Genomic DNA, 24,554 nt, shown 5'->3' with positions numbered 1-24,554 from the left:
TACATATTTGTAATGACCTATGTCATTGCAATCAAGTAAAGAGAGAAATATTTTTAAGTACTCATTAAAAATAGTATGACTACAGTTTTAATTCCGACCGATTTTTCCACCAATGCAATGCATGCTATAAAATATGCACTTCAACTATACAAATGTGAGCGTACCAACTTCTATTTCTTACATGCCTATGCAGACGAGGTGTACGGCCCTTTTAAAAGCAATGGAGGTAATTCAATAGAAGAACCAAAAAAAATAACCCGTATTTATGTAGATGAGACGCTTAAAAAATTAATAACCGATCTTACCAAAACCTACCACAACCCAAAACACCATTTTGAATATATTTCTTCTTTTGAAGCATTAGTAGATGCCGTAAATAATGCTGTCAACGAAATTAATGTTGATATAACTATTATGGGTACCCAGGGTAAAACCGCAAATAAAAAAATAACATTTGGTAGCCATACCGTACAGGTGTTTAAATATGTTGCATGTCCTGTTCTGGCGATTCCAGAAAACTATGAATATCAACAACCTAAAAAAATTCTATTTCCTACAGATTACATGCTACCCTATAAACGAAGAGAGCTTAAACTCTTAAATACATTAGCTGCAGAATTTAAATCGAAAGTACATTGTCTTTATATTTCAGATTTTGAAGACCTAAGTCATCGACAAGCTGACAACAAGTTGTTTTTACAAGAATCTTTACCCGATGCCTTTATATTTCATGAGCGTTCGCCCGTTAAAAACAAAGGAGAGGCCATTATGGAATTCATTTTAAAAAATGACATTAATCTATTGGTAATGGTCAATGCACGACACTCATTTCTTGAAGATATGCTATATAAATCAACAGTAGAAAATATTGGATTAAACCCTAAAATTCCATTTTTGGTTATGCAGAACCTACCAAGATAAAATTTAAATAAACACTTATGAAAAAGATTCTCTTGCCTACCGACTTCTCCAATAATGCATGGAACGCAATTTGCTATGCCCTAGAATTTTTTAAAAATGAGAAATGCGAATTTCATATACTTCATACCTATACCCCTATTTTCTACCGAATAGATTATATAATTGGCGGACCAACTTTTAGCGCTGTTCCAGATAAGGGTGTAGACATTGCTCAGGCAGGCTTAGATAAGACACTCGTAGATATAAAACTGAAATATAAAAACGCTAAACATATTTTTAAGATCAGATCTGCCTTTAATACTCTTACCAACGAGGTTAAAGAACTTACCGAAACTAATATATTTGATTTTATAGTTATGGGTACACAAGGTGCAACCGGCGCAAAAGAAATTTTTTTAGGAACAAATACAGTACACATTATAAGAAAATCTACAATTCCCGTATTGACCGTGCCTTCTGGGTATGAGTTTAAAGAAATAAAATCTATTGTTTTCCCAACAGATTATAGACAATCATATCAAAAGAAAAATTTGCACATCTTATATACCCTTACAAATACACTAAAAGCCCAATTAACCATCTTACATATTAAAGAAGAGTATGATTTGAACGAGGAACAAAAGATGAATATAAAAGTTCTTGCCGATCACTTCAAAAAGCTTGAGCCAAGTTTTGTCGAGGAAAGAGGAAAGTTAATGCCACAAGCAATTCATGAATATATTACGGAAAACAAACCTGACCTACTGGTAATGATTAATAGAAAACATTCTTTTTTGGAAAGGCTTAGAGAAAAATCAAATGTAGACGCAATAGGGTTCCATATTGCAATTCCTTTCATCACAATACCCAATAATCAGCAAGTGCCGGATAAAAATAGAGATGAAAAAAGAGATTCTGTAACGGCATAACTGTTAGAATTTAAATTCGGAAAAAAACAGATTTCACCTAAAATAACGATAGAAAAGAATCATAAACTTTTAATCATAATAAAATGTCGCAAGAGGTAGTATTAAGCATTGATATAGGTGGAACCTTTACCAAAGTAGGTCTTGTAAATAGAGAAGGTAAGGTTTTAGATAAAATTGTATTTAATACCAATGCTCAAAACCCATTCTCAAATTTTATGGAAAAATTAAAGTTAGAGGCAGAAGCATTGATATTTAAATGGAATGACGAAATACAAATACTTTCTATAGGTGTTGGAGCCCCAAATGCCAATTCGTACACCGGGCAAATCGAAAATCCGCCAAACTTAAAATGGGGCACGATCACACCTATAAAAAAAATAATTGCTCAAACATTTAAACTACCCGTTTCATTGGCAAATGACGCAAATGCAGCTGCTCTTGGAGAAATGCTTTTTGGGGATGCAAAAGGAATGAAAAATTTTGTAGCCCTAACTTTAGGAACCGGTCTTGGAAGTGGAATTATAGTAGATGGTAAACTATTGATCGGAGAGCATGGTACTGCCGGAGAACTAGGCCACGTAAATGTTGACCCAGCCGGAAGAATGTGTAATTGTGGATTACAAGGTTGTTTAGAAACGTATGCCTCTGTAACCGGTATTAAAAGAACCGTTTTTGAACTAATGGCAGAAAGGTGTGAAGACTCGTTATTAAGAAAAATTAATTTTGAGGAAATGACGGGAACAGATATTTCTGATGCCGCACTAAAGGGCGATATAATTGCAATGACAGCTTTTGAAAGAACGGGTAAAATTCTAGGAAGCAAAATGGCCGATACCGTTGCTCATTTAGACCCAGAGGCTTTTATACTGTCTGGCGGTTTAAGCAAAGCTGGCGATATTCTTCTAAAGCCTATAAAAACACATATGCAGAAACGCCTATTTAATGTCTATAAAGGTAAAATAGAGGTTCTAATATCGAAAGCTACCAGTGCACAAGCAGTTTTAGGACCTGCAGCTTTAGCATGGTTAGAATTAAAACATGTGACACATGCAGAATAATTATGACTAAACTAATAAGTTTAAATTTCAAATAGATATAAACAACTGCATGCTATGAAAAACATACTGATACCTACAGATTTCTCTGAAAATGCATGGAATGCACTTGTTTATGGAATATCCTTATTTAATAAAGTAGCGTGTACTTTTTACATAATTCATATAAATGGTATCAAACCCTATTCAGGTAGTGAACCCACTATGTTCGTACCACCAGAAATACTCGAAGAAAGTATTTTAACAGAAAGCAGAAAAAAACTAAAATCATTACTAGAAAAGATTCAAAAACTACCTTCCAATACTAAGCATGCGTTTCATACAATAGCCGTCTATGGCTTTTTTACCGATTCTATAAAGAAGGAAGTTTTAAATAAAAAGATTGACTTGATCATAATGGGTACCAAAGGAGCATCGGGTACAAAAGCAGTTTCTATAGGGAGCAATACAGGTAATGTAATTACAAAGGTGCCATGTGCCTTGTTGGCTGTACCAGAAAACACAACATATCAAGACCCAAAAGAAATAGGCTTTCCTACAGATTTTCTAATAGGGTATGATGCCGAAATTATGAAAAAAATAAAAGATACCATCTTATTACATCATTCTGCCATTCGGTTTTTATACGTCGCATCTAAAGGTAACGGGCTTAGTTTAGAACAATTAAAAAATCGTGAATTTCTAATAGAATATTTTAAAGATATTGCCTATTCATTTCATATTCTGAAAGAGAAAAAATTAGATATTGCGGTTCAAAATTTTGTTGAAAGTTGCAATTTAGATATCATTGTAATGGTCGCAAAAAACTTGAATTTCATACAACGAATTCTGTTTAGACCAAAAGTTGAAAAAATCAGCTACCACACTTCTGTTCCTTTTCTGGTAATACATGAGTAAAAACCTTTATATTTTTTTATTTAGCTTAAAAAGACCAATTAAATCATGGAAATGTGTTCATATTCTTTATTCATGATAAACAAACACTACACTGCAAACCAAGCAACAGAGTGATTCTTTTAATTAATTGATTGCAAAAACATTAGCTAATTTTTACATGCCATCTCGCAAGGGTATTTCATTAATAAACTGACCCAGATCATGGTCAATAAAATACCTCTGCTCTAATTTTATGTCTAACCATAAATTTCATAGATATGTATCGAATTCTTTTACCAACTGATTTTTCCCAAAATTCAATTGAAGCAATTCGTTACGCGTTAAATATCTATAAAAAAATAAAAACTACTTTCTATATACTCCATACTTATATACCCCCTATTTATCAAACGGAATACATTATTGGTAGCCCTGGTCAAATTGGTTTAGGCGATATTTTTCAAGAAAATAGCATGACACAATTAGAGAAATTAAAAGACTTGCTAGAACATAAATATCAAAACCCCAATCATACTTTTATTGTTCATTCTGCTTTTAACACACTAGTAAGTGAAGTTTTAGAAACCGTGACCACAGAAAATATTGATGTCATAATAATGGGAACAAAAGGCGTTACCGGTGCCAATGATATTTTATTTGGTACACATACGGTTCACGTCATTAAAAAAGCAAATTGCCCCGTAATTGCCGTTCCACCAAATTTTGAATATGAAGCTCCTTTAGAAATATTATTTCCTACCGATTATGAAATTGAATATAAAAAGGACAATATGAAAAGTTTGTTGGCAATAGCCACACAACATAAATCAAGAATAAATGTCATGCATGTAAGAACAGGGTATGACCTCACTGAAATTCAGGAAAAGCACAAAATAGAGCTTGAAAAAATACTAGGTACATATGCCTTGTTACATGAAGTACCTGACAATAGTATTATAGAGGCAATTAATGAGTTTCAGGTTAAATATAAAATCAACCTTCTTGTAATGATCAAGAATAAACACACATTTTTAGAGCGATTATTTATTGAACCAATTATAAAAAAAATAGGATTACATATTAATGTTCCCTTTATGGTTCTTCCTCAAAATTAAAATTATGAAGAATATACTGGTTGCCACAGATTTTTCAAACAACTCTTATTGTGCACTTTTCTATGCTACCAAACTTTTGGCTTCAGAACCATGTACTTTCTATCTTTTAAATGTGTTTAACAAAATGACACCTTTACAACGAAAAAAACCGAAATTATTGGTCGGTAAAAATTTGCTGGAAAAACTGCAAGTAGCATCCGATGAGAATTTAACCAGTACCAAGCATAAAATCATTTTGGACAATGAGAATCCCCAACATCAATTCAATACCATATCAAAAAAAGGAATTCTGACAAAGATCATTTTAAAAACCATTTATACAAAACAAATTGATCTAGTTGTAATGGGCAATAAGGGACTAAATGAATCTGCTGATATTTTCTTTGGCAGCAATACTATACAGGTTGCCAACAAAATTAAGAAATGCCCCATATTAGCTATACCGGGAGAAATGGAATATAGGCAACCAAAAGAAATTGCCTTTATTACAGATTTTAAAGCAGAATGTACAAAAAAATCCATAGAACCTTTGTTATCTATAGCCTCGCTTTCAAATGCAAAAATTAGAGTATTACATATTACAGAAGAAGAAATTTTAAGTACTCAACAAGAAGCCAACAGAAAATTATTGGATATCTGTTTGAAGGATTTTGATCATACCTTTTATTGGAGACAATTATTCGACGATAAGGCAAAAGTCATTCATGAATTTATCGAAAAATTAAATATAGACCTATATTCCATGGTTAACCACCCTTATAATTTGTTTGAAAAACTAACTCATGAACCTGTTATAAAAGATGTTAGTATGTATTCAGAAACAGCTTTTTTAATTCTACCCTCGCTAGACTGATTAGAATCATGGCAAAACCTTTTGTTAAAAAATATATTTATTAAGAATCCTTAAAAAATAAGAAATGGACAAGAGAATATTAATACCTAGTGATTTTTCTAAAAATGCACTTAATGCAATTAGGTACGCACTCCACCTCTATAAAGAAGTTAAATGTGAATTTTACTTTCTAAACGTTTTCAGGTTATTTAGCTATACTACAGACAACCTTTTTATACCTGAACCTGGCAGCAGCGAGTATGAAGCTGCCAAAAAAAATTCAGAAGAAGAATTTATTAAACTATTAGATATTTTAGAATTACACCATGACAATGCTAAACATTCGTATTACACCATTTCTACGTATAATTTTTTATCAGAAGCCATAAAGCAAACCATTGCAGAAAAAGATATTGATCTGGTGGTCATGGGCACACAAGGTACTACTGGTGCAAAAGGTGTCATTTTCGGAACCAATACTGTACAAGCTATGGAGAAAATAAGGGAATGCCCCGTTTTAGCTATTCCTGAAGACGTTCGTTTTACTTCATTAAATGAAATCGTATTTCCGACAGATTATACGTCTGCATACAAACGTAAAGAATTAAAATACCTAATTGAAATTTCCAAATTACACAGTGTAGACATTAAAATTTTATATGTCGCTAATAATACTGACCTGAATGAAAAACAAAGAAACAATCAGGAGTTACTTGAGGCAATATTAAGCGAAACAAGTTATAGTTTTCATACACTATCCAAAAAAAATGTAGCAGATGGCATTACAACATTTATAGAAAGTAGAAATAGTGATATGATTGCCTTTATTAACAGAAAACACTTTTTCTTCAATAGCGTTTTTTCCAAGCCATTGGTCAAAGAAATTGGGTACAAGGCTACCGTACCTATTTTGGCATTGCACTAAACTACTTCTTATTTAGATAAAACCTCAGCACAAATCAAAGCATAGCATAGCAACCCAAATATTAAATGTACGAAAAGAGAGAAAGCATGACCTAAAACCCTGTTTATTAAGTTGGGTTTATCCTTTTAAAGATGGTCTAAAAGACAGGATAGTCAAGTTTGGGCTACACTCCATAACCGTTTCTACCCTTTTAACTAATAGAGAGAAACATTTTTTATTAAGAAGAAATATCGTTTTATGCCGACAGCTTCATAAAGACAAGTTCTTTTTAGACCACCTTGGTATTTCCTCCTCCAGAAAAGAAAGAATATCGAGTGAAGTTTATCTGCTTTGTTCTCCCAAACAATAAAATGTATGTATAGATACAGGTCGTGATTATATACATTTCTTGCATATGATATATATCATTGACCGAGAATTTAATGGGTTGTAGTTTTAATACTATAGCATTATGTAATGGCAAAACAACAGATCATATCAAAGCAAAATGAAAAATTAAAAGAACTACATTGGAAAATTCAGCAATGGAAAACTCAATTTCAGGTTATAGATGATGAAATTCTTTTTTTAGAACGTTTATTGAACAGCTCTGCCTTTAAACCTAATATTCCAAATCTTTTTGAACGTTTAGAAGGCTATAAAATAAAAACAGAAGAGCTAAAAAATGATCTAAAATTGGTTCGAAATTCAATATCTGTTCACGAAAATTCTTTAGGTGAAATGTTAGACGTTACCGAAAATAAAAATAATGAACACTACTATCAAGTTCATAACCAACTTAACACGGATATAAGCGATTGTTACAAAAATTTTCAAAAACTGAAATCTGAAATTTTCAATTATACCGGTACCATTTTTATCACCTAAAAATAGTAGAAACAAAATACATTTGTTACCTGATCTAAATCATTTACATCAAATATTGGTTCTTATATCTTAGATATTATATCAATAAAAGATTTAGGATGAAAACCGAGAAAAAAAAATATAGTTATACAGAATGGTATAGTGCAGATGAACTAAACGAACACTCTAAAAAATGGTTGTCCGAACTTTTATTCATTAAAGATGAGCAACAATTTCTGCTCAACCTAATTCAATCTTTTTCAACAAAAACAATCAGTAAAAATCAACTAGCACAATTAGAAGATTTTAAAAATTCAATTAATGAAAACGAGATTATGTTGCATGGCAAAATCTCACAGGTAAAAAAACATATAAACCAATTAAAAATTCTGGTTGACGGCGTAAATCAGTTAGAAATGGAACATGGCTATAAGAAGACCCATAAAGAATTATTTAAGAGTATCAACAAATATTTATTGGATTACAGAACGGTTAAAGAAAGAGGGTTCGCCAAACTAACATCGATAATGAAATCGACAAAAGCGTCTAATAGCTATAAATAGCCTACACTATTCATTGAATGAAAAGAAGTATTGAAAAAAATTATAATATCAAGAAATAAGCTACTAATCAAAACTGATTATACTTTTAAAAAGAAAACAGCTCATTATAAAATTTAATAGAAAATGAAAATACTCGTATATAGTGCAAAAGATTATGAAATTCCTTTTCTAAAAAAAGCTAACAACAATCGGTTTGAGGTTACCTATACTAAAACTGCGTTAGACAGCGAAACAGCATTAAATGCTATTGGCTATAAAGCAATTTCCATTTTTTCTGGAGACGATGCATCTGCCATTGTACTAGAAAAATTATGGAGTATCGGGGTTCGTTATATTACTTTGCGCTCAAGTGGACATAACAATCTCCATCTAAAAACCGCAAAGCGTTTCGGATTTCACGTAGCTAATGCAGCAGACTATTCTCCCCACGCCATTGCCGAGCATGCTACCGCTATTTTATTGGCTCTAAACAGAAAAATAGTTTTGGCAGACAATCAGGTTCATAATTATAACTTCTCTCAAAATGATTTAATAGGATATAATTTACATGGTAAAACGGTTGGTATCATTGGTACTGGAAGAATTGGCAGTATTATGGCAAAGATCATGAACGGATTTGGATGTAAAATTCTTGCATACGACCTAGCACCTGACCATGACCTTATAGAGCTTTGTAATGTAACTTATACCCCTTTAGATGTATTATGTAAAGAATCTGATATTATTAGCCTTCACATACCCATGAATTATGATAACTATTATTTCATTAATAAGGAAAAACTTGCGTTGATGAAGAATAGTGTAATTCTTGTAAATACTGCCAGAGGTGCACTTGTAGAAACCAATGCATTAATAGAAGCTTTAGAAGCTAAACTTATTGGAGGATATGCAACAGATGTATACGAAAAAGAACAAGGTGTTTTCTTTAAAGATCATTCACAAAATGGTATAAAGGATAAACGTTTATGGAAACTGTTAACCTACCCCAATGTATTACTTACACCCCACCAAGCTTATATTACTAAAGAAGCCCTTACAAATATTGCCGATATAACATTTGAGAATTTACACAATTGGTCAGAAGGCAATATTAGCAAACATGAATTAGGTATGGAATTAATTGAATCATGATAAACTGAAGAACTACTTATTTTTTTTGGCTGTGATGGCAGTAATCTAGGTGTCTTATACAGTAATATGAAAATTTAAAACGAAGTTTAATACAGTCACAAATTGCATATTTCCATTTTATATTCTTTATAATTAATGTAAGACATTAGTTAATAAACTTTTATATTTTAAATGTCGATAACAAATCGACAACAGAAAAAATAAAATTTCGCAGAAACCTTTGTATTCAGGCATTTCTAATAATAGGTTTGAATCCTGTCGAGGTCACTAGTAAAACCAGCAATTCCAAAGCTTTTTGGAATTGCTGGTTTTTTATTTGCAGAAAATTTGCAGAAATTCTTGTTTTTAGAAGGGAATTATTATTTTGGAATTACTAGCTATTAGGTTGTATATGACTTAAAAGGCAAAATATAATACTAAAATATAAAGACCTTATTACTGTAGTTTAAATCAATTTTTGTCTTTAAAGAATGAATTTATTCGATTTTTGAATCCCTTTAAGGCTTATTAAAGCTTTACCCGCGAAATATTTTTTACAGAATAAAATATTTTGATGTACCTCCTAAAAGTGAATAATTACATCATCATCAATGTAGCCAAAATGAGAAATACAGTCTTATAAATAAGACCACCAATATGATAGAGAGCTTCATTGTAACTAAATTTCAAAATAATAACCATACAGTATGTTATTGGACAGGGTTTAAAAAAAGGTTTACAGGAAGTTTCCTAGCCTATAAACCTTAAAAAAATAATGAAAGTCTAAGGGTTCATAAACAATTCAATCTTTGAACTGCTAAGAATAGGATTTGCACCTTTACTCGCCGCAACAATTGTCCCAACTGCACACCCAAAGTCAATTGCAACCTGAGGTCCTTCTCCATTAAATATTTTATAAAGAACTGATGCTAAGAATGAATCTCCAGACCCTACAGTATCACAGACTTTTACACGATAACCACTATTGTAATAAAAAGTTCTTTCATTGTAAAGAACTGCACCATAAGCCCCTTTAGTTACACAAATAGTATCTGTTTTAGTTCTTTCCGCAATAAATTCTATAGTCTGCTCCATTGAGTTATATTTAGAACCTAAATGAGCAGCCACTTCAAAAAGCTCATCATCATTAAATTTGATGAAATTTGCCTCTATCATCAAATCTAAAAGGAGGTCATAAGTGTAATAAGGAGCACGAAGGTTTACATCAAAAACTTTATAAGCAGCAATTTTTAATAATGATTTTAAAGTGTTTTCTGAAACTTCATCACGGCACGCTAAACTTCCATAAACGAAGAAATCTGAATTATGCATTAAAATATTTCTAGATTCATATACTTTAATTTTATCCCACGCTACTGGATATGCAATGTCGTAAGAAGCTACTCCCTTATCATTTAACACTACATTGACTACCCCTGTTGGATGTTCATTTTGCACAGAAATACCTTCCGTATTAACCCCAGCTTTTTTTAGATGATTTATAATTTTTTTACCGTTAGCATCATTTGCAACACTACTTATAACACTAACGTTAACTCCTAAAGATTGAAGTCTTAAAGAAACGTTTAAAGGTGCGCCACCTATTTTTGAATGTGTTGGGAATTTATCAAACAATACTTCACCAAAACATACTGCTTTTACTTTTTTGTCCATTTAAAAATTGAATTAAAAAAAGCACGGGAAACAACCCCCCCGTGCTTAAAACTAACGCAAACAAATTCAAAAACTGAATTCTCTTTTTGATATTAATATCCGGGATTTTGTGTATAAAGTCCGCCAGTAAAATCTATTTCTCTTTGTGGAATTGGATAATATTCATCTCTACCTTGTGTAAATACGGCATTGGTTAAAAAGTCTCTTTTAGTTTTCTCTTCTGCCAAATAGGCATTTAAAACTGTTGCCGCCTCACCCCATCTTACAAGGTCATACCAGCGGTTACCTTCCATAGCAAACTCTAATCTTCTTTCAAACTTTAAAGCTTTCCATGCGAATTCTTTACTTGGGAAGGAAGCATATGGAGATACATTGTAAATATCTGTTGCTCCAGCATCTATTTGACGTTGCGTACTTACGGCTGCACGACCACGAACTTGATTAATTAAAGGTAATGCCTCATCCCAACGGTTCAATTGAATTAATGCTTCTGCCTTGTATAAAAGTATATCTGCATATCTTATAAAATCTACATTTTTAGAAGTACCAACAAACGGACCTTCTTTTACATAACATGCACAATCTGGAGATTGCTGTTCTTTCATGTTTCCGAAATACCCATAAACACCTGGGTCTCTTGCCCAACTAAAATTATAGACCATATCACCAGAACTATTTACTGTATTCTTGTATTTAAAAGGTCTACCCGGTATACCAACGGTATGATCTAATCTTGGATCAACAGTTAGCCCAGCATCAGGAATAGATGTACCATTTGCTTCAACAGTGTCAAAAATATCACTGTCATTAAATGTGTCGAATAATGGTAGTCCGTCTGCATCGGTTTTAAATGCGTTTACCATATTCTGACTCGCTAAATGAAAACCACAACATCCATAAAGTCCAGTGCCATGAGGTGAATTCAAGCCCGTTACATAACTAACTCTACTTACTGTAGTACCGTCATTAATTGAGAATTGAGCTGCCCAAATAGATTCAGAACCATTATCAAATCCATCTAAAAAATTATTACCAAAATCTGTTTCTAAACCTCCTATCACCTCATCGGCATAATCAATAACTTCTTGTAAACGACCAGTATTAATCGTAGTTACTTGGTGCTGATCATTTTGTTCATAGGCTTGAAACAACCTAAGTTTAGCTAAATATGCTGCGGCAGCATTCTTGTCTGCACGACCTACCTCATCATGAGATTGTGGAAGCGTGTTGTAGGCGAACAAAAAGTCATCTGCAATTTTGTTCCATAAATCTTCATTAGAAAGATCGTTAGATGTTTGTGAAATTTCTTCTTGTGTTAGCTCTTCTGTAATGAAAGGAACTTTTTTAAAAATTAATTTCAACATAAAATGAGAATGTGCTCTTAAAAATCGAAGCTCTGCTTGTCTTACAGTTTTATTGTCATAATCAGCGTCTGGAATACTATTAATCACAGAAAGTGCAAAATTTGCTCTTGAAATAGCCTTGTAATAATTGGTCCAAGTTCTTGGAGCCATCCAATCTCCCATATCTGGTACGGTAAGATTGTATTGTTCATATTTATCTATTACATCTACATCGCCACGGCCACCGCCACCTTTATATGCATCATCTGAACGTACACTACCAAATACCCATTGGTTGGTTAATGGCCCTACCATTTCATCATTTGCTATTGCAGCATATGCAGCAATAACCAACGCTTCTGCATTATCTGCTGTAGCAACGTTATCACTTGACAATACCCCTGTTGGTTCATATTCTAGTATGTCATCTGAACAAGAAGAAACACCAAAGATAATGAGCATTCCTATTAAAATTATTTTATTGTTTTTCATGATTCTTAATTTTTAAAAATTTAGGTTAAGTCCTAATGAAATTGAAGTAGGCACTGGTATTCTATTTACATCTACACGTTCTGGATCAGACCCTATGTAGTCTTTTGGTGTTATCCAAAATAAATTTTCACCTTGTACATAAACTCTGAACCTACTCATACCACCCCAGTTCTCTATAATATCTTGTGGAAGGGAGTACCCTATTTGTAAGTTTCTTAACTTAAAATATGAGTTGTTTCTAAAAATATAATCTGACGTATCGGTGAAGTTGTTTACCAAAGAAAGTGATGGTACATCGGTATTTGTATTTGTTGGTGTCCATGCATTTAGTACCCCTAAACCTGCATTTTCTCTACCTTGGGTGAAATTATTCCAGAAAATATATGGATCAGCACCAATTCTACCAGTGACACCTGAACCAAATATAGATACATCAAGATTTTTATACCCCATATTGATTCTTATACCATACTCTAATTCTGGTAAGGTTGTACCAATGAAATCTCTATCATCTCCATCAATAACGCCATCATTATTTAAATCAACAATTTTAATACCACCTGGTCTTGAATTACCTGTTTGTACACCACCGGTTGGTGCTGCATCTGCTTCTGCTTGACTTTGAAATAAGCCATCGGTTTTATACCCAAAAATGGAGAATTGAGATTGTCCTATTATTGAATTATCGGCAGTACCTGGGTAACCTGCTCTTACTTCTTCTGGCAAATAGGTTATCTTATCTTTAAATGAGCTAAAGTTTGTAGTCACCCCAAAATTAAAGCCATTGTCATAATATTTATCATACGATAAAGAAAATTCCCAACCATTAGTTTCGGTAGATGCACCATTTAAGACACGTTGTTGACCTTCACCAATAGTTGATGCGATAGGTGGAGTAATAAGAATATCACTTGTTTCTCTAGTAAAATAATCGAAAGAACCGGTAATGGCATTCTTAAATAAACCAAAATCAATACCGTAATTAAATTCTTTAGTCGTCTCCCATTTTAAATCTGGATTTTCTGCTTGAGTAGATACAAAACCAGAAGGTAGTGTTCCTGTATTATTACCATTTATATCATAGGCGGTACCTATATTATAGTAGATATCAAAAAAATCGCCTGTATATTGAGTTTTATTCGGACCATAACGAGACTCATAGATTCCAAAACGAGATAAATCTCCTATTTCCTGATTTCCTACTTCTCCATATCCTGCTCTTAATTTAAGATTAGATATTGTTTCATTATCCTTTAAGAACGACTCATTACTTACTCTCCAACCCACAGTAGCTGCTGGGAATATACCGTATCTGTTATTTTTACCAAATCTTGAAGAACCATCTCTACGTACAGTTACTGAAGCCAAGTATCTATCGGAAAAAGCATAATTCAACTTACCAAATTGAGATAGTAATCTGTTACCTGTAGTAAAACCTTGATTGGTTCTTGCGCCTGTTGCTGCATTCAAAACAAAGTATGACTCAGATTCAACTGCAAATTCATCTGCTTTTGCAAAAATAGTGCTTAAGTCATTTTTGATAGATTCAGTACCTAATAACACCCCAAATCTATGATCACCAAGTTCTACATTATAATTTAATGTGTTGGATAAAATTAAACTTGTGAACTTATTGGTATCGTAAATAAGACTGTTAGTACCTCTGGTAACAAAACCATTATTTACTCTAGGCTCAATATTCTTTTTCTTGAAATCACTAAAATCTAAACCTAGACTCGTACGAAAATTAAGATTTTTTAATATCTGCAATTCTGTGTAAACATTACCAAAGAAATTATTCTTTTCGGCGTTGTCCCATCTATTAAGATACTGCATTAAAACAGGATTATTTCTATCGGAATACCCTGCTCCTATTGGACCACCATAATTCCCATTACTATCAAATAATGGAATAGAAGGGGCTAAAGAAATTGCTAAACTTGGCGTAGGTGCACCACCGACATCACTTGCCGCTAACGTTTCATCAGAAGTAGAGAATTGAGTATTTACGCCTACTTTTAATTTATCATTAAATAAACTTGTGCTAGAATTTAACTTTGCCGTATATCTTTCATAACCCGTATTTTTTAACATACCGGTATTTTTTAAATGCCCTAAGTTTATTAATAAAGATGACTTGTCTGAACCCGCAGTTATAGTAACTTCATTATTAAAAAGAAAACCTGTTTTATACGTTTCATCTTGCCAGTTTGTATCCCCTGCCGGTACATTTGGGTCGCCCCCAACGAATGGTTGTAATGATACACTGTTTAATGACGGGTTACTAAAATCGCCATTCCAATCAAAATTGTATATTTCTCCATAACCTCCTGTTGGATCAGCACCATCGTTAACCGAAGCCTGCCATAATGCTTGACCACGTTGTACAGAATTCAACATATCATAACGTTGCTTACGCTCTGATTGTACTGAAAGATTTGAATTAAAGCTAATACTAACCTTTTCTCCACCTTTGGTTCTATTCTTAGTAGAAACTACAATAACCCCATTACCTGCTCTTGCACCATAAAGTGAAGATGCCGACGCATCTTTTAGAACTTGTATAGATTCAATAACATCTGGATTAAGACTCGCAAATACTTCTTGGCGCGTTGTTGGTACACCGTCTATTACATATAAAGGATCGTTATTCCCTAAAGTAGTAATACCTCTAATTAGTATTCTGCTACTTAGCCCTGTTGGGTCACCAGACTTTTCTACATAAAGACCCGCTACCCTACCTTGTAGTGCCTGCATTGCATTACCCGAACTTAAACTCTGACCTTCAATAGGCCCTAATTCAACTACGGTAACAGCACCCGTATTATCTACTTTTCTTTCGGTAGAATACCCTGTAAGCACTACCTCTTCTAATTGTTGTGCATTTTCTTCAAGTGCGATATTTATTGTTGCTTGTCCATTTACAGCTACTTCTGCTCTTAAAAACCCTATGTAACTGAATATTAAAGATGCATTTGAAGGAACATTTGACAGCACATAATTACCATCAAAATCTGTTGTAGTACCAATAGTTGTACCTTTAACGACTACTGATGTGCCAGGTAAGGGCATACCATCCCCCACGGAAGATACCGTACCCGTTATTTGTTCTTGAGCCAAAAGACCTACAGGAACAAAGATTAGTAATAAAAATAAGAGTTTTAGTTTCATAATTTAGTTGTTTAATTAAAGTTTAATTGATTAATCTCTATAGTGTTAAGCGTAAATGATTCTAGATCAGATTTGATGGAAAGAGCATTAAAAGGGGCATTGAGGAAGAATATCTCTGTCATTACTGTTTGCCCTTGATCGTAAAATATTTCAATTGAAGTTTTGTCCAATATTATTTTTCCGGTTAATTCTGTCGCATCAGAAGTTCGTATGGCAGTTGCCATTTTATCCGAGAATTTTTCTGAGAAATTTATTCTACCGGCTTCTTTTCGGTCTACAAAAAACTTGTTTAAAGTTCCATCATATCCAAATTTCAATTTATCACCTTGGCTATTTGAAAGTGTAAATGTGTACTTGCCATTTGCAACATCTGATAGAATGAAGTTGATTTCAGTTTTTGAAAGACTAATTATTTCTGTAGTCGTTAATACCGTTTCACCAGCAATAGATATATTCTTATCTACCACTTTTTTACCTCGGTAATCGTTTAACTCTTTTACCGGACTAGATACCAATCTATACGTATTATCATCTTTTATTAACCCTAATTCACGAGCTATGGTCGTGGCACTTCTCCACTTCTCGGTAGGCACATCATTGGCATATAACCAGTTAGACATCCACCCTATAAAAAGTTTACCGCCTTCAGCAGTAGTAACATTAGACCAAGTAACTCCGGCATAGTTATCACGCCCATGATCTACCCAAAAAGTATGTTCCTTGGCTTGTTCTTTTTGAAAACTTTCATCAATTTGAAAAGTTTTTCCATCAAAATCACCTATAAAATACTGTGTTGCAGAACCGCTGTTTGGACCTCCTGGGTTAATACTCACCAGCAATACCCATTTTGTGTCTTCGGTACCCTTAACAGGTAGCGGAAAAAAATCTGGACACTCCCAAACTCCGTCATGGTTTCCTACACCTTCACCAAACTTTGAAAGCAAATTCCATTCTTTTAAGTCTTTGGAGCCATAAAACATAATTTCTTGACCAGCTGCCAAAACCATTGTCCATTGCTTACGATCGGCATCCCAATTAACTTTTGGGTCTCTAAAATCAGGAATATTCGGATTTTCAACTACCGGATTACCTTCAAATTTGGTATAGGTGATTCCCTCATCTAATGAATATGCAATTGCTTGAGTTTCGTCAATAATTTTACCAGCTTTTTCAGCTTCCATATCATGATATGTAAACATGGCAACTACTGGTATTTTACCATCTGTAGAAAAACCAGTTGTATTCTCCAAATCAACCACAGCACTACCAGAGAAGATATACCCTAATTCATCAGGATAGAGTGCTATAGGTTGTTCTTTCCACGTAATCATATCGGTGCTAGTAGCATGACCCCAATGCATTGGACCCCATTTATTACCATAAGGATAATGTTGAAAATAAAGATGATAATACCCATTGTAAAAGAACATACCATTAGGGTCGTTCATCCACCCTTTATTTGGAGTAAAATGGAAATTTGGACGATACATATCTTCTTCATCCGTTTTATTTTCTAATGCTGTAATATTTTCAGCCTTAGATTCTTCCACCTTGTTCTTACATGATGTAAAAACACAAGCAAGCAACAAAATCACTTTCATTTTAGTTATTATTTTCATCGGTGTATAGTTTGAGTTGTTTTAAGATTTATTATTTGGTTAATTTTTCACTGAGCTCCTCTAAAGGAATTCCTTTGGTTTCGGGCATCATAAAGGCTACAAACAATAATTGTAAGAACATCATGAAAGCGAAAAAGGCGAATACAGTTCCTGCGCCTATTGTTGTGAAAAGAACAGGGACTAATGAAGGAATAATAGCTGCTAAAACCCAATGAACCGAACTACCGAAAGACTGACCGAAACCACGTAAGTGATTAGGGAATATTTCAGAAATAAAAACCCATATAACCGTACCCTGTCCTATAGCGTGAGCAGCAATAAAAAGAAATAAGAAAATAGGTACTGAAAGACCGCCCCATTCAAAGAAAAAAGCACAAGCAACTAATGCTAAAGAAATTATATATCCTAAAGAGCCGAAATACATTAATTGTTTTCTACCTAGCCTGTCAATTAAAAACACACCTAAAAGCGTAAATAGCATATTGGTAACACCAATACCTATACTACTTAGTAGTGCGGTACTTTCCCCTAAACCTGCTTCTTCAAAAATTCGTGGAGCATAATATAGAAAGGCATTAATACCAGAAAACTGATTAAAAAAGGCAATAAAAAAAGCTAATACCAATGGAAATCTGTATTTCTTTTGGAAAATATTCTCTACATTCTCTTTGCTATTGGCATTAGAATTCATTTCAAGAAAAAGAGGCTCAACATCTTCACCTGGTCGTATCAACTTTAAAACATCGCGAGCTTCATCAAAACGTAACTTCGTTAATAACCATCGCGGACTTTTTGGAATACTTAATACAAAAAGAGTGTAAATAATTGCGGGTATAGCCTCAACACCGACCATCCAACGCCAAGCGTTTTCTCCCAAACCGTTCAACAAGTAATTAGATAAAAACGCAATAAGAATACCAAATACAATGTTGAACTGATATAAGGCTACCAGTTTACCTCTATCTTTTTGAGGGGCAATTTCAGAAATATACGCCGGGGCAGCAATAGTTGAAGCACCTACACCTAAGCCACCAATAAATCTAAATACCGCAAAAGTTATTGGATCATTTGCAAATGCAGAACCTATCGCTGATATGGTATATAGAATACCAATCCACAATAAAGTGTTTTTTCTTCCTATTTTATTCGTAGGTATACCTCCAAGAATTGCACCAATAACAGTACCCCATAATGCCATCGCCATTACTACTGTACCATGAAATACATCTGAAGAACCCCAAAGTGCTTGTAGTTTTTTATCGGCACCAGAGATAACAACGGTATCAAACCCAAAAAGAAAACCAGCTAATGCTGCAGCAATAGACCAAACCCATATTTTTTTCATAATCGTAATTAAATAATGTCACGACCAAACTATTCTTAAAAAATGAGTGTGTATTTTACTGATGTTGCAATTTGTTGTGATTTTGTTAAGAAGCTATACCAAAAACATAACGCACTGAATTTTAAACGATTATATAATTTTCTAATAGTAAAGGAATTAGTAAGAGTTATACTTATGTTACCTTATGTTTAAAAATGATACATTGAAAATCTAAAAAATATTACCAATGCTAAATAATTATTAAGAAATTGATTTTCGAAAAGCACCAGGCGAGATGCCAAAACTATTTTTAAAGGTGGTAGAGAAATAATTGGGTGAAGAAAAACCTACAGCATATGCAATTTCAGAAATACTGAGAGAAGAGTTTTCAATTAAGGCTTTGGCTTTTTCTAAGCGGATATTCCCAATATAATCACTGATATTAATACCCATCATTGCCTTAATTTTGCGATATAATTGTACTCTTGAAATATTAAGTTCCTCTGCTAAATTTTCTACCGAGAAATCGGACTTGTCTAAATTGTTTTGAATTATGTTGTTTAATTTATTCATGAACTCCTGTTCCAAATTTCCAAATCCATCTTTATCCGTTATCTTATGAAGATTACTAGTATAATAAAACCTTAGCTTTTCTCGGTTATAAAGCAAAGATTTTACAGATTGAACCAAAATTGAATAACTGAACGGTTTTGTTAAATAGAGATCTGCCCCAGATTCTAATCCCTTTAAATACGATTCTTGGTCACCTAAAGCTGTCAATATAACAGTGGGTATATGAGAAGTTCTCAAATCTTTCTTTAATATTTCACAAATTTCAAATCCATTTTTATCTGGAAGATTTACATCAGATATAATTATATCAGGTATGGTATCCAAAGCCTTTTCAATCGCATCTGTACCATCAGATATATAAATATCATACTCTAATTGCAGCTTGTTCCTTAAGAAAACAGAAAGGTCTGGATTATCTTCTATTATTAAAATGGAATATTTCTCCGTTTCGTTTAACGGTGCCTGTATCAAGTAATTATCATCTACTAAATGCTCTGAAGTAAAATCGATGACACTAGTATCTACTAAATCTTGTTCTGTAATAATTTCATTGTCATCAAAGTGGGCATGACCCTTATATAGCGTTACAATAAACTCCGAGCCGTGAACAGACTTGACACGAATAGATCCTTTATGCAATTCAATAAACTCTTTACTTAAATGTAGACCAATTCCAGAACTGTTCTTTCTATTATTAGATCCTTTGAAAAATGCTTTAAATACTTGGTCCATATCCTTTTCTGGTATGCCAATACCGGAATCTTTAAAGCAGATATTAATAGTATTCTTGACTTCATCATCTTCAATATATACATCTATATTACCATTGTCTGGAGTAAATTTAAACGCATTAGATAAAAGATTAAAGTAAACCTTATCCATCAGGTTTCGGTCTATGAACAACTCTAACGCTTTATTATTAGAGCTTAGTTTAAAATTAATATTACGCTTATTAGCTTCTCGCTCAAAGTCGTTTATAATATTCTGAGAAAACTTAAATAGGTTAGTCTTAGATGCTTTCAAAGTGAATTTACGCTCTTCTAATTTTCTAAAATCTAATAGCTGATTTATAAGTCTAAGCAACCGGTTAGAATTATTATGTACCAGTTCTACTTCATTCATCATATTTATACCCTTATTCTTAGCAAGAATATTAATAGATTCAATAGCACTAATAATAAGAGTTAACGGTGTCTTGAATTCATGAGATAAACCTGTGAAAAAATTAAATTTTGCCTCATTACTCAATTTTACTTCTTCAGCTATTTTTTCAATTTGATTTCTCTGTATTGTTATTTTGCTATTGGTAAGTTCTAATAACCTATTCTTTTTACGAATGGCAAAAATTGAATAAATACTATATAAAGCCAATGCAAGTATAATAGTCGATAGTGTCATTGCTATTTTTAAAAAGTTACTTTGAGCATAGTAACGTTCTTCTAAATCGCTGATTTCTGTAATTTGCTGTTGTATGTTACCTTGTTGTTCGTTTATTCTATCGAACTGGTTTTTCATAATCTCAGCATTCACCTCATTTATGATTGTAGTTGATAAAATGTTATTCTTTGGTACAGATTCTTTGTTTAAAATTCTAAGTGCCAATTTTATAGCTTCAGCTCCCCCAGTTGGGTATAAGACCGTTGCTGTTAACTTACTATCCTCAACAGCTTGTATACCACCATTAAATCCAGTTAAGCCATCTACTCCTATAATATTTATTTTTTTTTCTTGACCCAAATCTCGTGCAACCTCCCACGCTCCCAACGCCATTCTATCATTATGAGCAAAAACATAATTAATATTTGCGTTATCACTAAGTATAACTTTTAGTTTTTTCTGTATTGATTCTTTCTCCCAATCACCTTCTATATTGGCTACTACATTTGCGTTATTATACTTGTTAATAATTTGATTAAAACCAATACTTCTTTCTTCTGCAGGTGAGGAACCTGATAATCCTTTTATTTCAACAATTCTTATAGTATCATTCGAATTTGATGAAATAATTTCTTTGGCAGCATTTCTACCTACTTCAATATTATCTGCCCCTAAATACGCAGTATACTTTTGGTCCTCCGTTTTTCGGTCAACCACCAATACAGGAATACCCAATTCAAGGGCTTTTTCTACTACGGACGTAATCGGTTTTGATTGAATCGGAGAAACTATTATGATATCTAAACTATCTTTAATTAATTCTTCTAATTGATCTATTTGTTTTTCAACATCATAATTGGCGTCTCTAATAATTAATTCAACATTAGGATTCAAAGAAGCCTGTAGTAACATTGAATTATTCATTGAACGACGCCAATCATCATTGGACATCGCTTGAGAAAATCCGACACGAATTTTCTCTCCTGATGTTTCCCTTTCGCAAGAGACAAACAAAGACAAACTTAGTATGGTAATTAAAAAAAGGGCATATTTTTTAGGAAACATTGTCTTAGATAGCTTTTGGTAAACTTAAGGAAAATTAGGTTTATTATACCTTTCTAGTTTAATACTGGGATACTATGATTATTACAAAGAGTTAATAAAGCTTGAACTAATTTAAAAATTCTTGAATTTTATGTTCAAATAAACCTACTAGATTTTTGGTATTTAAACATGTTTAATCTACATAATTTTAAAATAGAATATTCCAGGATAATGAACAGAAGATCTCTTTTAAAGAACTAGTCCGCTGTCATATTTTGACAAAAGATTCAGCTCACTAAAATTTATATTGTAATAAACAAACAAATAATTCAATAGTTATCAATTTTCGATTCGCTTCTACCAAAAAACTTCTGTGAATTCTTTTTTAACCACTAAAAATTTTAAATGAAACTTATTTAAAATTTTTAAAAAGACATTATTAAGTCAACTATTTTAAAAAAACATAGGCAACAAATCGACAATAATAAAAATAAAACTATGCAGAGCCACTTTATTCAGGCATTTTCAATAAAAGGTTTAAATCCTGTCGAGGTCACAAAAACAAAACCCTGCAAATTTAAAATTTACAGGGTTTTTAGTTTTAAGATGTGATAGCTATTGGCTACATATTATAAGAATTTGTTGTCGATTAAATAAATCTGATATCTTTTTAAAATATAGTTGATTAGACCTTCGTCTCTAAAAATTGTTTAATTATAAGACGAAAATTATATATACTTCAAACACATTCTCATTTCTTTTTTAGATTGCTTCTTCACGTCCAAAAGGTTTTTCAATTTCAGTTACAAGCGAGAGTCATTGTAGATAAAAAAAGGGCAGCTATTACACTTAAATCTAAAGCAGATATTTGTATCTAAGACAATGAACGGCAATAAGAAAAAAAGCAATAAGAAGGAATCATTATATAAATTAAAACCGATGCATCTCAAATATTTAAATTGTTAATTCGATTAATTGTTCAGTAAATTATGTTTGAATTTAGCTCTATTAACAAGCCGTGAAATTCGTTGTGACTAAAACTAGAAATTTCATAACCGTATGGTTAATAGATAAGTGCAAAAAAATGCACATACATGTTTTTTCATAGCATTTTAATCTAAAAAAATCAATAAAAAACAAATGGTAAAAACACAACTGTTAACATCCTCTTAATACATCAAAATATAGACTCAAATAGAAAAAATAACTTACTTTAGTTTCTTTAATTTAAAGGGCAGTATTTTAAATAATTCTTAAAATAAATAGCTAAATTTTCACATTTCTTAATACTTAACACCAATATTGAGAGATATTATAAGTAATTATTTCTTCCTTTTTATAGCGCTTAACATTAGATACGCTTAGTAATAAAACCTTTATTAAATCAACTAATACAATGAAAAACAACCAAATTACAACCCAATTAATAACCTTGTTTACACTGCTATTTTTAGTTAGTTGTGCGGAACAACCAAAAGACGACACCCCATGGGTAGCCCTATTTGATGGCGAAACTTTAAACGGATGGCATAAATTGGGCGGTGATGCCAGCTATGCCGTAGAAAACGGTGCTATAGTTGGCACCACTACACATAATACGCCCAATACATTTTTAACTACTGATGAAATGTATACCGACTTTATTTTAGAATTAGATTATAAGGTAGATTCTACCATGAATTCCGGAATACAGATAAGAAGTAACAGCACACCTACATATAGAGATGGTAGGGTACATGGCTACCAAGTTGAAATTGACCCTTCTGATAGAGCATGGAGTGGTGGAATATATGACGAATCTAGACGTGGTTGGCTTAACCCAATGACCGATAATCCAGCAGCTCAAAAAGCTTTTAAGCAAAACGAATGGAACCACTATCGCATTGAAGCCATTGGAGACACCATCAAAACATGGGTAAATGATGTACCTGCCGCCTATTTAATAGATGACAAAACATTAAAAGGATTTATCTGCTTACAGGTTCACAGCATTCATGAAGACCAAAAAGCAGGTACCGATATCATTTGGAAGAACGTAAAAATCATTACTGATAGCGTTTCTAAATATTCAAGAACTTCTCCTTTAAAACCTATTATTACTAAAAATCAATTGACCATCGATGAAAAGAAAAATGGATGGAAATTACTTTGGGACGGTAAAACAACCAATGGTTGGCGAGGTGCCAAATTAGAAGAGTTCCCTGAAAAAGGATGGATAATTGAAGATGGTGTTTTAAGTGTACTTTCTTCTGGAGGAGCTGAATCTGCTGCCGGTGGCGATATTGTAACCACAGATCTATATGAAGATTTTGAACTTAAGGTCGATTTTAAATTAACACCAGGAGCCAACAGTGGTATTAAGTATTATGTAGACACTAATATTAACAAAGGAGAAGGCTCTTCAATAGGTTTAGAATACCAAATTTTAGATGATGATCTTCACCCCGATGCAAAACTTGGCAACCATGATGGCAGTAGAACCGTTAGTTCTTTGTATGATTTGATCAAAGCCGATGTTAACAAACCTATTAAACCAATTGGAGAGTGGAATACAGCCTATATTATTTCTAAAGACAATCATGTTGAGCATTGGTTAAACGGCACTAAAGTTCTTGATTATGAAAGAAAGAGCGATGCTTACAGAAAATTAGTATCTGAAAGCAAATATGCCAAGTGGCCCAATTTTGGAGAATTGGACAAGGGCCAGATTCTACTTCAGGATCATGGAGACCTAGTATCCTTCAAAAATGTAAAAATTCGTGAAATCAGTAATACAAAAGAATAAA

17 protein-coding genes are annotated in these 24,554 nt (G+C 32.8%); 11 read left to right on the top strand and 6 right to left on the bottom strand.

What is annotated here, in order from left to right; genetic code table 11:
- Positions 1-75: 75 nt before the first annotated feature.
- The 10 genes from DFQ03_RS06270 to DFQ03_RS06225 all read left to right on the top strand — a co-directional run bounded on the left by DFQ03_RS06270 (position 76) and on the right by DFQ03_RS06225 (position 9,172).
- Entirely contained in the window at positions 76-921 is an 846-nt protein-coding gene (locus DFQ03_RS06270) for a universal stress protein (protein ID WP_133672314.1), read from the top strand.
- A gap of 17 nt (positions 922-938) precedes the next feature.
- Positions 939-1,829 carry a universal stress protein gene (locus DFQ03_RS06265; protein ID WP_133672313.1) on the top strand — a complete coding sequence of 297 codons (891 nt, stop codon included), beginning with the start codon at positions 939-941 and terminating at the stop codon, positions 1,827-1,829.
- 83 nt (positions 1,830-1,912) lie between these two features.
- Positions 1,913-2,887 (top strand): ROK family protein, encoded by a 975-nt coding sequence (locus DFQ03_RS06260; RefSeq protein WP_133672312.1) that lies wholly within the window; start codon positions 1,913-1,915, stop codon positions 2,885-2,887.
- Between the two features lie 54 nt (positions 2,888-2,941).
- Positions 2,942-3,781 carry a universal stress protein gene (locus DFQ03_RS06255; protein WP_133672311.1) on the top strand — a complete coding sequence of 280 codons (840 nt, stop codon included), beginning with the start codon at positions 2,942-2,944 and terminating at the stop codon, positions 3,779-3,781.
- Between the two features lie 257 nt (positions 3,782-4,038).
- A complete protein-coding gene (locus DFQ03_RS06250) occupies positions 4,039-4,875 on the top strand; it encodes a universal stress protein (RefSeq protein WP_133672310.1) in 837 nt (278 codons plus the stop codon).
- Between the two features lie 4 nt (positions 4,876-4,879).
- Positions 4,880-5,728, top strand: a complete 849-nt coding sequence (locus DFQ03_RS06245; RefSeq protein WP_166637440.1) for a universal stress protein — start codon at positions 4,880-4,882, stop codon at positions 5,726-5,728.
- Between the two features lie 64 nt (positions 5,729-5,792).
- On the top strand, positions 5,793-6,632 hold the full coding sequence (locus tag DFQ03_RS06240) for a universal stress protein (protein ID WP_133672308.1): 840 nt from the start codon (positions 5,793-5,795) through the stop codon (positions 6,630-6,632).
- Positions 6,633-7,088: 456 nt separating this feature from the next.
- On the top strand, positions 7,089-7,499 hold the full coding sequence (locus DFQ03_RS06235) for a hypothetical protein (protein ID WP_133672307.1): 411 nt from the start codon (positions 7,089-7,091) through the stop codon (positions 7,497-7,499).
- 98 nt (positions 7,500-7,597) lie between these two features.
- Positions 7,598-8,041: a hypothetical protein gene (locus DFQ03_RS06230; protein WP_133672306.1), complete on the top strand. Its 444-nt coding sequence runs from the start codon at positions 7,598-7,600 to the stop codon at positions 8,039-8,041.
- Between the two features lie 123 nt (positions 8,042-8,164).
- Positions 8,165-9,172: a 2-hydroxyacid dehydrogenase gene (locus tag DFQ03_RS06225; RefSeq protein WP_133672305.1), complete on the top strand. Its 1,008-nt coding sequence runs from the start codon at positions 8,165-8,167 to the stop codon at positions 9,170-9,172.
- Between the two features lie 762 nt (positions 9,173-9,934).
- Here DFQ03_RS06225 and DFQ03_RS06220 read toward each other — a convergent pair.
- From DFQ03_RS06220 to DFQ03_RS06195, 6 genes are all read right to left on the bottom strand, one after another.
- Positions 9,935-10,825 (bottom strand): carbohydrate kinase family protein, encoded by an 891-nt coding sequence (locus DFQ03_RS06220; RefSeq protein WP_133672304.1) that lies wholly within the window; start codon positions 10,823-10,825, stop codon positions 9,935-9,937.
- Between the two features lie 92 nt (positions 10,826-10,917).
- Positions 10,918-12,660, bottom strand: a complete 1,743-nt coding sequence (locus tag DFQ03_RS06215) for a RagB/SusD family nutrient uptake outer membrane protein (protein WP_133672303.1) — start codon at positions 12,658-12,660, stop codon at positions 10,918-10,920.
- A 12-nt stretch (positions 12,661-12,672) separates the two neighbouring features.
- A complete protein-coding gene (locus DFQ03_RS06210; RefSeq protein WP_133672302.1) occupies positions 12,673-15,831 on the bottom strand; it encodes a SusC/RagA family TonB-linked outer membrane protein in 3,159 nt (1,052 codons plus the stop codon).
- Between the two features lie 11 nt (positions 15,832-15,842).
- The gene (locus DFQ03_RS06205) at positions 15,843-17,450 is read right to left on the bottom strand and encodes a glycoside hydrolase family 32 protein (RefSeq protein WP_133672301.1); all 1,608 of its coding nucleotides are present in this window, start codon (positions 17,448-17,450) and stop codon (positions 15,843-15,845) included.
- A gap of 31 nt (positions 17,451-17,481) precedes the next feature.
- Positions 17,482-18,795: a sugar porter family MFS transporter gene (locus tag DFQ03_RS06200; RefSeq protein WP_133672300.1), complete on the bottom strand. Its 1,314-nt coding sequence runs from the start codon at positions 18,793-18,795 to the stop codon at positions 17,482-17,484.
- Positions 18,796-19,035: 240 nt separating this feature from the next.
- Entirely contained in the window at positions 19,036-21,789 is a 2,754-nt protein-coding gene (locus tag DFQ03_RS06195; protein ID WP_133672299.1) for a substrate-binding domain-containing protein, read from the bottom strand.
- Positions 21,790-23,164: 1,375 nt separating this feature from the next.
- Between DFQ03_RS06195 and DFQ03_RS06190 the strand changes: the two genes are divergently transcribed.
- A complete protein-coding gene (locus DFQ03_RS06190) occupies positions 23,165-24,553 on the top strand; it encodes a 3-keto-disaccharide hydrolase (protein ID WP_133672298.1) in 1,389 nt (462 codons plus the stop codon).
- Position 24,554 lies beyond the last annotated feature (1 nt).

It is taken from the genome of Maribacter caenipelagi, from assembly GCF_004364175.1.
Lineage (GTDB): Bacteria > Bacteroidota > Bacteroidia > Flavobacteriales > Flavobacteriaceae > Maribacter > Maribacter caenipelagi.
Note: the sequence above shows the minus strand (reverse complement) of the source record. Positions and strands in the feature narration are given on the sequence as shown.

Bases quoted from the DNA above. Each gene is read 5' to 3' on its own strand.
- DFQ03_RS06265 (WP_133672313.1), top strand. From the start codon at position 939: ATGAAAAAGATTCTCTTGCCTACCGACTTCTCCAATAATGCATGGAAC.
- DFQ03_RS06200 (WP_133672300.1), bottom strand. From the start codon at position 18,795: ATGAAAAAAATATGGGTTTGGTCTATTGCTGCAGCATTAGCTGGTTTT.
- DFQ03_RS06220 (WP_133672304.1), bottom strand. From the start codon at position 10,825: ATGGACAAAAAAGTAAAAGCAGTATGTTTTGGTGAAGTATTGTTTGAT.
- DFQ03_RS06245 (WP_166637440.1), top strand. From the start codon at position 4,880: ATGAAGAATATACTGGTTGCCACAGATTTTTCAAACAACTCTTATTGT.
- DFQ03_RS06205 (WP_133672301.1), bottom strand. From the start codon at position 17,450: ATGAAAATAATAACTAAAATGAAAGTGATTTTGTTGCTTGCTTGTGTT.
- DFQ03_RS06235 (WP_133672307.1), top strand. From the start codon at position 7,089: ATGGCAAAACAACAGATCATATCAAAGCAAAATGAAAAATTAAAAGAA.
- DFQ03_RS06260 (WP_133672312.1), top strand. From the start codon at position 1,913: ATGTCGCAAGAGGTAGTATTAAGCATTGATATAGGTGGAACCTTTACC.
- DFQ03_RS06240 (WP_133672308.1), top strand. From the start codon at position 5,793: ATGGACAAGAGAATATTAATACCTAGTGATTTTTCTAAAAATGCACTT.
- DFQ03_RS06230 (WP_133672306.1), top strand. From the start codon at position 7,598: ATGAAAACCGAGAAAAAAAAATATAGTTATACAGAATGGTATAGTGCA.
- DFQ03_RS06190 (WP_133672298.1), top strand. From the start codon at position 23,165: ATGAAAAACAACCAAATTACAACCCAATTAATAACCTTGTTTACACTG.
- DFQ03_RS06195 (WP_133672299.1), bottom strand. From the start codon at position 21,789: ATGTTTCCTAAAAAATATGCCCTTTTTTTAATTACCATACTAAGTTTG.
- DFQ03_RS06210 (WP_133672302.1), bottom strand. From the start codon at position 15,831: ATGAAACTAAAACTCTTATTTTTATTACTAATCTTTGTTCCTGTAGGT.
- DFQ03_RS06255 (WP_133672311.1), top strand. From the start codon at position 2,942: ATGAAAAACATACTGATACCTACAGATTTCTCTGAAAATGCATGGAAT.
- DFQ03_RS06250 (WP_133672310.1), top strand. From the start codon at position 4,039: ATGTATCGAATTCTTTTACCAACTGATTTTTCCCAAAATTCAATTGAA.
- DFQ03_RS06225 (WP_133672305.1), top strand. From the start codon at position 8,165: ATGAAAATACTCGTATATAGTGCAAAAGATTATGAAATTCCTTTTCTA.
- DFQ03_RS06215 (WP_133672303.1), bottom strand. From the start codon at position 12,660: ATGAAAAACAATAAAATAATTTTAATAGGAATGCTCATTATCTTTGGT.
- DFQ03_RS06270 (WP_133672314.1), top strand. From the start codon at position 76: ATGACTACAGTTTTAATTCCGACCGATTTTTCCACCAATGCAATGCAT.